This is a genomic window from Dactylosporangium sp. NPDC000244, assembly GCF_040300725.1.
Taxonomy (GTDB): domain Bacteria; phylum Actinomycetota; class Actinomycetes; order Mycobacteriales; family Micromonosporaceae; genus Dactylosporangium.
Map to the genome: position 1 here is coordinate 81153 of NZ_JBEPEH010000050.1, position 10090 is coordinate 91242.

9 protein-coding genes are annotated in these 10090 nt (G+C 69.6%); 7 read left to right on the forward strand and 2 right to left on the reverse strand.

Annotation, left to right across the window (positions count from 1 at the left end; all coding sequences use genetic code 11):
- Positions 1-120: 120 nt before the first annotated feature.
- The gene (locus ABT369_RS49170) at positions 121-645 is read right to left on the reverse strand and encodes an LOG family protein (RefSeq protein ID WP_350624028.1); all 525 of its coding nucleotides are present in this window, start codon (positions 643-645) and stop codon (positions 121-123) included.
- Positions 646-773: 128 nt separating this feature from the next.
- On the opposite strand from ABT369_RS49170, the gene ABT369_RS49175 reads away from it, so the two are divergent.
- The 6 genes from ABT369_RS49175 (at position 774) to ABT369_RS49200 (ending at position 6789) form a co-directional block, all read left to right on the forward strand.
- Positions 774-1700 carry a nitronate monooxygenase gene (locus ABT369_RS49175; RefSeq protein ID WP_350624030.1) on the forward strand — a complete coding sequence of 309 codons (927 nt, stop codon included), beginning with the start codon at positions 774-776 and terminating at the stop codon, positions 1698-1700.
- 25 nt (positions 1701-1725) lie between these two features.
- A complete protein-coding gene (locus ABT369_RS49180) occupies positions 1726-2145 on the forward strand; it encodes a hypothetical protein (RefSeq protein ID WP_350624032.1) in 420 nt (139 codons plus the stop codon).
- Between the two features lie 25 nt (positions 2146-2170).
- Entirely contained in the window at positions 2171-3433 is a 1263-nt protein-coding gene (locus tag ABT369_RS49185; RefSeq protein ID WP_350624034.1) for a Zn-dependent hydrolase, read from the forward strand.
- Between the two features lie 20 nt (positions 3434-3453).
- A complete protein-coding gene (locus tag ABT369_RS49190) occupies positions 3454-4284 on the forward strand; it encodes an iron-sulfur cluster-binding protein (RefSeq protein WP_350624036.1) in 831 nt (276 codons plus the stop codon).
- Positions 4271-5524 carry a dihydroorotase gene (locus ABT369_RS49195; protein WP_350624038.1) on the forward strand — a complete coding sequence of 418 codons (1254 nt, stop codon included), beginning with the start codon at positions 4271-4273 and terminating at the stop codon, positions 5522-5524. The genes ABT369_RS49190 and ABT369_RS49195 overlap by 14 nt, the downstream gene beginning before the upstream one ends.
- 539 nt (positions 5525-6063) lie before the next feature.
- On the forward strand, positions 6064-6789 hold the full coding sequence (locus tag ABT369_RS49200) for a DUF4386 domain-containing protein (protein ID WP_350624040.1): 726 nt from the start codon (positions 6064-6066) through the stop codon (positions 6787-6789).
- Between the two features lie 894 nt (positions 6790-7683).
- On the opposite strand, the gene ABT369_RS49205 is transcribed toward ABT369_RS49200, so the two are convergent.
- Positions 7684-8202 (reverse strand): YceI family protein, encoded by a 519-nt coding sequence (locus tag ABT369_RS49205; protein WP_350624042.1) that lies wholly within the window; start codon positions 8200-8202, stop codon positions 7684-7686.
- A 784-nt stretch (positions 8203-8986) separates the two neighbouring features.
- Between ABT369_RS49205 and ABT369_RS49210 the strand changes: the two genes are divergently transcribed.
- Positions 8987-9247 carry a hypothetical protein gene (locus ABT369_RS49210; RefSeq protein ID WP_350624044.1) on the forward strand — a complete coding sequence of 87 codons (261 nt, stop codon included), beginning with the start codon at positions 8987-8989 and terminating at the stop codon, positions 9245-9247.
- The last annotated feature ends 843 nt before the right edge of the window (positions 9248-10090 follow it).

The following is a 10090-nucleotide window of genomic DNA, read 5'->3' on the forward strand; positions in this document are numbered from 1 at the left end:
GGCTCTCCTTCCGGCCCGGGTGAGGTTTCGCAATCTACGCGCGTTGAAACAGAGCGTCAACGGGTTCTGGAATCTATGTTTCCATCACGCGGGATCTGCCAGCTGTGGTGTGAGTGCTGGTCAGGCGAGGGCTACGACGTCGCGAGCGGCGGCGACCTCCGCGACGAGCTCATGCCGCGGTGTCCGCAGGAACCCTTGCTCGATCATCTCGTCGAGTTGCCGGAGAAAGGGGTCGAAGAAGTTTCGGATGTTCAGTACCGCGCACCTCGCGGTCGTGAGCCCCAGGCGCCGGAGGTTCACGGCCTCGGCGAGCTCCTCGAGGGTGCCGGGGCCGCCCGGCAGCGCGACGACAACGTCCGACAGCTCGAGGATCCGGGCCCGCCGGTCGGCCCGGCTCGCCGCGGTCTCCACCCGGGTCACTCCCGGATGGGGGGCCTCGTCTCCTTCGCGCCGCGGGGGCAGGATGCCGGTCACCGGCGCGCCGTGGGCGAGTGCCGTTGCGGCGGCGAGTCCCATGATTCCGGCCGCGCCGCCGCCGTAGACGAAGTTGCAACCGAGGTCGGCCAGCCCGGCGATCAGCGTCACTACACCCCCGTGCAGGTCTTCGTTGCCGTTCGCCGACCCGCCGTAGAAGCCGACACGCATGGTTACTCCTCTGGTCTTCGCCGTGCTTGACAGGCCGAAAGAATCGGCCAATACTCCCAAGCCTGATTTGGAATTTAAGTTTCCGCCAAGCGGAAACGAGCTACAGGCTACCGACCGAGGGAGTTGGAGTGCAGCCAGTACCCCCGGAGCCCGTCGACCTCTCCGTGCGCATCCGGGACCTCACGTTGGCCAGTCCGGTCATGCCCGCATCGGGATGCTTCGGCCCCGAGCTGGGCCGGATGTTGCCGATGCAGGAGATCGCCGCGGCCGTCACAAAGACGGTCTTCCTCCAGCAACGTGCCGGCAACCCGGCCCACCGGCTCACCGAGATCCCGGCCGGCGTCGTCAACAGCGTCGGGATCCCCAGCCGGGGCCCGCGCGGCTTCCTGGCCCACCAGTACCCCGACTACCAGGCGCTTCCCGCCCCAACCATCATCAGCATCGGCGGCCACTCACCGGTGGAGTACGAGCAGGTCGCAGCCCAACTCGGTGACGTCGGCGCCGGATACGAGATCAACGTCTCGTGCCCCAACCTCGACACCGACGGCCGTGACATCGGATCCGACCCGGCCACCCTGTTCGACACGATCTCCAGGCTGCGGGCGATTACCAGCAAGCCGCTCATCGCCAAGTTGCCCGTGATGGTGGCCTCCATCGCGGAGTGTGCCCTGGCGGCCCAGGAGGCCGGCGCCGACGCGGTGTGCATCGCCAACTCCGTCCCGTCATTGCCGCTCGAACCGGGCAGCCTCAAACCGGCGCTCGGCAACTACGTCGGCGGCCTCACGGGCCCACACATCCGCCCCATCGTCCTGCGGCTGGTCTGGCTCGCGGCGAAGGCCGTCAACCTGCCGGTCATCGCCTGCGGCGGGATCGGCACCGCCGACGGCGCCCTGGAGTACTTCTCCGTCGGAGCGTCAGCCGTGCAAGTCGGCACTGCCAGCTTCAGCCGTCCCTTCGCGATGGTCGACGTCGTTCGTGGACTGCGCTCCCGCTGCCAGTCGGCGGGTGTCGCCACGATCTCCGCTCTGCTCCACCGTGACGTCACGCCCGCCTAGCCCCTTCGAGGAACGAGGTAGCCCGATGTCCGACCTAGCCGGCCTTTCCGTCCTCACCGCCCCGTTGACCAGGTCCGACGGCGCCGAGCGGTGGATCGATCTGGGCTACGACCCCCAGGTGTCCAACCAGGTCGGTGCCGCGATCGCCGCCATCCTCAGCGCCCGCGGCGTGACCGTCGTGCTCAGCCTGGAGGGCGAGGAGGAAGCGGTCCTGGCGCACGTGGCCGCGTCCGCGATGCACGCCCGGCGCGTCACCGTCGTACAGGAACGCGGGCTCCTCTTCACCTCCGCCGACCTGCCGCCGGAGTCAACCGTGGCGCTCGTCGCCACCCAGCTCACCAACTTCCGGCCGCTGCTGCCGGTGGCGACGATGATGCGGGACCGGGGGCACCGGTTCGACTGCGCGATCACCCTGGACCCGCCCCAGCTGCACACCAATCTCTAGCCGACCCGCCATCGCAGGAGCATTCATGCCTACCCATGCCACTTTCCGCACCCTGCAGGCCACCTGGCTGGAGAACGCGCTGCGGCAGTACGCCGCCCTGTCCGAACCCGGTCCAGGGGTCTCCCGACTCGCATACACCCGCCTCGAACGCCAGGCACACGAACTCTTCGCCGGGCAGCTGGCCGAGCTGGGTATCGCCTCGTACACCGACGCCGCCGGCAACACCATCGGTGAGCTGCCGCCCAATGCCGAGCCCCGACCGGGCGCGATCGGCACCGGCTCGCACCTGGACAGCGTCCCCCACGGCGGCGCGTATGACGGAGTCGTCGGAGTCGTCGGCGCGCTGGCGGTGGCCACCGCCGCCGGCGCCCACGACCGGCCCCGCCATCACCCGTGGCGGTTCGTCGCCTTCGCCGCCGAGGAGGGCGCCCGGTTCGGCCAGGCCTGCAACGGCAGCCGGATCGTCGCCGGCCTCACCGGTGCGGCAGATCTCCACCAGCTGACGGACAGCACCGGTACCACCATTGCAGCCGCGATGGCCGAGTGCGGACTCGCGCCGCACGACGCCGAGGCGGCCCGGTGGGATGCGCGGGACTGGAGTGCCTTCGTGGAGCTGCACATCGAGCAGGGCACCGTGCTGCAGGACCGCCGCGTGCCGATCGGGCTCGTCGACACCGTCTCCGGCTCGACCAGGCTCCGCGTGTCGCTGACCGGCGTGGCCTCCCACACCGGCGGCACACCGATGGACGGCCGCCACGACGCACTCGCCACCGCCGCGGAATGCGTGCTCGGCTGTGAACGGCTGGCCCTGGCCGCGGCCGAGGTCAACACCCGGATCACCGTCGGCTCCCTGACCGTCGAGCCGGGCGCCATCACCATCATCCCCGGCCGGGTGGTCTTCACCGTCGACGTCCGCGAGACCGATCACGGCCGCCAGCGCACGGCGACGGATGCGGTCAGCGGGCACTGCCGCGCGGTCGCCGGCCGGCGTGGCGTCGACATCGAGATCGAGGAACTGGCCGACACCCCGCCGGTGGACCTGTCCAGCGAGGTGCGCTCGGCGGCCGGCGACGCGGCGGCGGGCCTGGGCCTCGACGCCGTCGTGATCCCGAGCGGCGCCAGCCACGACACCCAGCAGATCAGCCGGCTCACGGAGGCCGGGATCGTGTTCGTGCCGAGCCATGGTGGACTCTCTCATTCCCCTGACGAGTTCAGCACCGCCGAGCAGATCGCCGACGGCACCGCCGTGCTCCTGGAGACCATGTACCGGCTGGACGCCCGGCGATGACCGCGATGCTTCCGGCGGCCATGCTCGACGCGCTGCCCGCCCGTCACCGGCCCGAGCCGGCGTGCGAGCCGGCGATCGTCGTCAGCCACGCCCGGCTGGCGCCGACCATTTTCCGGTTGGTACTGCACGCGCCGCACATCGCGGCGAGCGCCCAAGCCGGGCAGTTTGTCATGATCAGCGTGCCCGAAGCGGCGGGAAGAGCCGTCCAACTGCCCCGGCCGATGGCGATTCACCGTCGGCACCGCGACGCCGGCGACATCGAGGTCATCTACAACGTCCAGGGTCCGGGCACCGATGCGCTGAGCCGGGCCCAGGAGGGCAGCACGCTCCTGATCGTCGGTCCGCTCGGCCGCGGCTTCGACATCCCCGGTACCGCCACCTCACTGCTGCTGATCGGCCGGGGAATCGGAATCTGCTCGTTCATGACCCTCGTCGAGGACGCCGCCGACGCCGCCATCGCCACCACGGCGGTGTTGAGCGCCCGAACCGCCGACCGAGTCATCGGGCGGTCCGACTGCGCCCAGCTGGGCGCGAAAGCCATACCCGTGACGGACAGTGACGGTTCGAGCTCGGTGGAGGCGCTCGACCGGACGCTCACCGAGGAGTTCGCCGGTCGGCCGCCCGGGGGGATCGTGGTGTGCGGGTCCCAACGCCTGACCGAGCTCGCCATGAACCTGTCGTCCCAATGGCAGGTGCCGCTGCAGGTCTCGCTCGAGGCGCACATGGCCTGCGGCCTCGGCTACTGCCACGGCTGTGCGATCCCGTACGCCGGTGACTCGTTTCGGGAGGGTCCCCTGGTCTGCCACGACGGGCCAGTCTTCGCCGTCCGGGGTAACCGTGCCGCGGCTTGACGCCGTCCGGATCGCCCCGGGCGGCCCACTCGTCGACGTCACCATCGCCGCAGGCGAGATCCGCTCGATCGAGCCCGCCGGCACCGATTCGCCGGAAACCGCACGGATGCTCCTGCCCGCTCTCGTCGACCTGCACACACATCTACGGGACCCCGGCCACACCGAGGCCGAGGATCTCGTGTCGGGAACGGCCGCCGCGGCGGCGGGCGGCTACTCGGACGTGTTCGCCATGGCCAACACCTCGCCACCCACCGACCGGGTTGCACGGGTCGCCGATCTGCTGCGCCGCGCGCCGCATCAGACCGCCCGCATCCACCCGGTCTCGGCGGTGACGATCGACCTCGAAGGCCGCCGGCTCGTCGACGTGCCGGCGCTCGCCGCCGCCGGGGTCCGCATCTTCTCCGACGACGGCCGTTGTGTGTCAGACCCGGTATTCGTCCGCGCGATGCTGGAAGCCTCCAGGGACCTCGGCGTCGTCTTCGCTCAGCACGCGCAGGACCCGGCGACGGTGGGGGCCGGCGTCATCAACGCGCGGGTGGCGAGCCGGGCCGGTGCGGCACCGTGGCCCCCGGCCGGCGAGGAACGCATCATCGACCGGGACCTCGCGATCGCCGCTGACACGGGCGGCCATCTCCACATCTGTCATGTGTCCACCGCAAGATCGGTCGAGCTGATCCGGCAGGCGAAGCGGTCAGGAATCCCGATCACCTGTGAGGTCACCCCGCACCACCTGGTCCTCGATGACGAGGAGGCGCTCCGCGCGGGCGCTGCGCTGAAAGTCAATCCTCCGCTGCGCTCGGCCTGCGACACCATGGCGCTGCGCGACGCGCTCATCGACGGGACCATCGACATCGTGGCCACCGACCACGCGCCGCACCCGGCGGCGACGAAGGCCCGGGGATGGGCCGACTCGGCCTTCGGGCTGACCGGGCTGGAGACGGCACTCGCCGTCGTCGCCGAGGTACTGCGCTCGCCGGAGTCCGGCGAGGTCGACTGGGAGCGCCTCATCGAAGTGCTCTCGCTCGTGCCGGCCCGGATCGGCGGCATCGGAGACCAGGCGGGGCGACCGGTGCGGGTGGGGGAGCCGGCGAACCTCTGCCTGGTCGAGACCGGGATGCGCGCCCCGATCCGGATCGACGGCCACCGCAGCCGTTCCCGGAACAGTCCGTTTCACGGTTGGGCCGCCCGCGAGCGCGTGGTCCGCACCGTCATCGGTGGCCGGGTCGTGCGGCCTTCGTGACCAGCGCGTGGCGTACGGTCCCGGCGGTAATGCGACGCGGCGGCCGGTCAGGGCAGCGCCATTCCGGTATCGCAGCAGGGAATCGGTGGGCGGGACCGCGCCGCGGACGGCGGCGTGCTGGGCGAGGCTGGTGGCGACGTCGAGGTTGATCGGCTGCCAGCGGACGGTGCCGCCCTTCTCCCGTAGCAGGAGCAGGCCGCGTTCGGCGTCGAGGAACAGCTCGCCGGCGTAGCGGCCGCCGCGGCTGTTGCGGCGGGCTCGGGTTCGATCGCGGGCTGCTCGTCGCCCATCCCGCGAACACCGTGGCGGCCGCCGACCGCGCGGTCCTGATCTGCGCGTTGCGTCATCCGCCGAGATTTGCCAGTGGCGCCGGAACGGATCTGTGGTCGACTGTCGTAACTTTGGTACGACTGAAGCGGCAGCGGTCGGCGGGAAACGTATCAGCCGACCAAAGTACGGCTTCGTCCTCCCACTATGGTCGGCGCGGCTCAGGTCCTTGGCCGGATACGCGATCGCCGCCTCCGCTGCAGGATCGTGCCATGACGATCGACAGGTCCCAGCGCACAGCGGCACGAGTCGCCGGGTTCGTACTGCTGCTCTTGATGGCGGCAGGATTCTTCTCCCAGGCCTACGTACCCGGCCAGATCATCGTGGCCGGCGATGCCGCGGCGACGGCACGCAACATCGTGGCGTCAGAACAGCTGTTCCGTATCGCTGTCGCCGTCGACGTCCTCATCTTCGCCGCCGGCATCGTGATGGCCGTGGCCTTCTACGTGCTGCTCAAGAAGGTGAATCCAGGCCTTGCCCTGCTCGCCGTGCTGTGGAGAACCGTGCAGGTGACCATCATGGCCATGAACGGGCTCAGTTTCCTCACGGCATCGTCGGTCCTGAGCGGCTCCGACACCGCAGGAGCGCTCAGCCCGGACCAACTACAGGCGTTGGCGAACACGTACGTCGGCGCGCATGCCGCAGGTTTCAACCTCGGGCTTATCTTCCTCGCGTTGGGAAATGGCGTGTTCGCCTATCTGTTGTTTACGTCGAACTACATTCCCCGCGCCCTGTCCGCCTGGGGAGTTCTGGCGTATGTCGTGATGACGGCAGGCAACCTCGCCACCCTCGTGCTCTCCGGCGCTGAGGACACCGCCGGGGGTGTGATGATCCACTACATGCCGGCCTTCTTCTTCGAGGTGATCGCAGGCGGGTGGCTGCTGTTCAAGGGAGTGCGGGCACCCATGGCAGCCGAGCCCGCACCCGAACGCGGATGAACCACTGGCCACAACTGACCCGGCCGTGCTCGGCCGGGTCAGCGGCGTGGTTGACCCGTGCGGTCCGGCCGCATGGCCGGAGCGACCGCGAGGTCCCGAGCGGACACCGAACGTCTGTGTGCGCGAGGATGCCGTCAAGGGTGCAGTGTGCGCGGCGGCCTGCCGGGCGTCGCATCGTTCGGCAGCCAGGCCGGCGCGTTCGTCGAGCCGGTCGGTGCGCTCCTCGGCACGGCCGCTACGGGCGGATTCACGTTCGGCGGCGGGCCGCCACGTGTCGTCGACGTCGACGGTGACCTCGTGGCCGTGCTCGCTCGCGCAGCGTGTTGGCGGCGGCGTCGATCCGCCACCGGTGCGCGTCGTGGTCGCGGCTGCCGCGGATGTAGATGCCGGCAACGGGGGCGGACCGGAAGTCGTGGTTCTTGACGATCTCCCAGACGCGGGGCTTGCACCGGCCACTCGTCGGCGTCCGGCGCGGCGAGGGGGAGTGGCGGCCGGGCCAGCGGACGGTGCGGCTCATCGCCACCGGATGACAAGATGAGCGGAGCGATCGGGCGCGTCATGACGCACCCCCACAGGTGTGCAGAGATGCGTATGGCGAGTGTTCAGGACCACTTGAACACTCGCCACCAAAATAGGGCAGGTATGCCACAAAAGTGTGTCGAAGGGGGGACTTGAAACCCCACCCATAGCATCCCTGCATGAAACAGGGATGCATGCGATTGAGCGTAGCGGGTCGAACCTGGCGATTCAATCGGAGTGCGCGAACGGCTCGCGATCTGACGCCTGCCCGTCGAACTAGCAGTCCGCGGCATTCTTAAGACGACCAACAACGCACCACCTCGTGCGTGTATCGCAGGGAGGCGCCGTGACGGACGGAGGGGCCGCCGGTCGGCTTCAGCTGTGGGTGGCAGTGACCTCGAGGATGAGGTTCAGGTAGCGGGCGGTGATGGCTTTGGATTTGGTGAGGCCGAAGGCGTAGCGGTCGATGAGAGCGGTGGCCTGCGCACGCAGCTCGTCGTCTCTGGTCTGGAGGTGCTCGATGGTGAGTTCGACCGGGCGGGTGGTGGCGCGGACGGTGAGGTCGCCGTGCACCAACCACTGGTTGCCGTAGCGGCGCGCGCCGTGCGATGTGAAGGTGATGTCAGGGTGATGGGCGGTGTCGAGGAACTTCGCCGAACGCACGGCCGCGTCGCGTCGGCGGTTGCGGGTGGTGAAGCTCGCCGCGTCGATGGACACGGTCGCGGTCGACGCAGTTATCGGTGTGGCGATGACGATGTGGCCAGAGCGGACGGCGAACGTGCCGGCGACGTTCGTCAGGCCGAAGAGGTGGTTGGTCTGGAACCTGACGGCGGAGCGGGCAGCCATGATGCGGTACGTGCCCGTTGCGGGGGTGGTCGGCGTTGGCTGGGTCACGGTCGTCTCCGGATGGATGCCACCGCGGTAGGAATGGGCGCGGCTGACGCGATCTGTTCGACCCCGTCGAGGATGGTGGGCGAGTTCAGGCAGGCGCTGGTTGTGGTCGCGGGCAGCTCTGGCATCGGCACCGGCCGGTCGGTGCGGAAGTACTCCGCGCGGGCTCCGGTCGGTTTACAGCTGGAACGGCTCCAGCAGTCGGGTCCGCTTCGGTAGAGACGCCCACCTTCAGTGTGCCGCGCCGGCCGGTCAGCGGTAGCTCGACCGCGGAGGCATCCAGCAGCTGGACGGGCCACTCAGTCAGCACATGAGCAACTGGCTTGGTGTCCCTGCGGGTGGTGGAGGACCTGCTCGGGCGGGACCGCTGGCCGGCCCGGTGCGGCGCGGCACGGTTGGCGCCGTCGAGCACGAGCAGGCATGCGGTGTCCGCCGGGGCGTCGGTCGGTCGATCGGGGTCGAGATCGCCGGGACGGGTGAGGAGATCGCGGGCGGTAGGTTTCGGCTGACGGACGCGGCCGCATGATCGTCGGCCCGGACCGACGCGCGGGCCAACACACCTCGGCCGAAGCGGCATGCGGAGCAGCCGCGATCTCCTGCCATCGTGGTGCGGTGAAAATTGGTCACCAGCCTCGGATCGGTCATACTTGACATCGTCTGGACTCGCCGAGATGCGGCCGGATACTGCCTGGATGCCGGAGCTATGTCCGATTCCGTGATCACGGCTGCGGGCGCTGGGCCGGGAGAGAGCGCAGCGCACCCGATTCCCTGCGAAAGGGGGCCAGTCGTGGTTGACAACATCGAACTGGTCATGCGATTCCACCCGGTAGGTGGAGAAGACGTGTCCCTGCTGAGCGCGGACTTCGGTGGACCGGAGGAGGCGTTGAAGGCGATTGTCTGTGCCCTGGACGAGCGGCGGGGCCTGGTCTTGACCCATGCGAAGTATGACCGCGCCGCCAACGAGAACGGTGTGGTCATCAACCTCGCCAACGTGGTGTCCGTGCAGGTGTCGAAGACCGACAGCGACGCGACCGGCCAGTACCTGTAACAGCCGGTTCAGCGGGCCAACACAGGCGTTCCGCGAGTGCCCGTTGCGGTCGAGACTCGCCGCCCTCTGGCCGACGCGGGGCTGTTGTGGCAGGTCATCGACCACCCCGCGAGGTGATCAGCAGAGGCGAAAGCAGGGCGAGGACCAACAGCAGTCGCCGGATCCGGCCGGTGCGGCGGCCTACGGCGTGCTTGCCTCGTCCACGGCGTACACGGCGCGAAGGATTTGTCCGGGGTTTGTACCTGATGGTCAGCGGGCACGCCGTCATGGTCGTGCTGGCGTCCGTGCCGCTTACCTGGCTGACGCACCAAATCCCGCCGCCGACTGCTCGGCATCACCCTGGCCCTGTTCGCCGTCGCGAACGCCGTGCCCGCGGTCGCGTCGACGTACGCGGCGCTGGCCGGCGCCCGCCTCGTCACCGCCTCACCCAAGCCCTGTTCTGGTCCGTCGTCTCCCCGACCGTGACCGGCCCCTTCCCGGTCGCCGTGCGCGGCCGGGTGGTGGCACTGTTCTCGACCGGGAGCAGCGCTCGCCCCGGGCGCTCGGAGTTCCGCTCTGCATCTGGCTCGGGCAGCAGGCCGGCTGGCGGGCGGTGTTCGCGGTGGTGGCCGGGATAGGCATGGCGGCCGCCGCCGTGGTCGCGTGATTCCGTCCTACCCGCCGGCCGCCGGAGGCGCCGCCCGCGGCACCGCGCCCGACACGCGGCGCTTCGCGATACGGTGCCGCGGGCGGCGCCTCCAATGCCGAGCTAGTGTCCTGCGCCGTAAGTTCGCCTAATAAGTGGGTGTAGGGTGGTGGGATGCCGAGGACCGGGCGTCCTATCACCCCGTTGGTGTTGTCTGA

Coding starts and splice junctions, on each gene's coding strand:
- ABT369_RS49170 (WP_350624028.1), bottom strand. CDS start 645: ATGCGTGTCGGCTTCTACGGCGGGTCGGCGAACGGCAACGAAGACCTG.
- ABT369_RS49180 (WP_350624032.1), top strand. CDS start 1,726: ATGTCCGACCTAGCCGGCCTTTCCGTCCTCACCGCCCCGTTGACCAGG.
- ABT369_RS49185 (WP_350624034.1), top strand. CDS start 2,171: ATGCCTACCCATGCCACTTTCCGCACCCTGCAGGCCACCTGGCTGGAG.
- ABT369_RS49190 (WP_350624036.1), top strand. CDS start 3,454: ATGCTCGACGCGCTGCCCGCCCGTCACCGGCCCGAGCCGGCGTGCGAG.
- ABT369_RS49200 (WP_350624040.1), top strand. CDS start 6,064: ATGACGATCGACAGGTCCCAGCGCACAGCGGCACGAGTCGCCGGGTTC.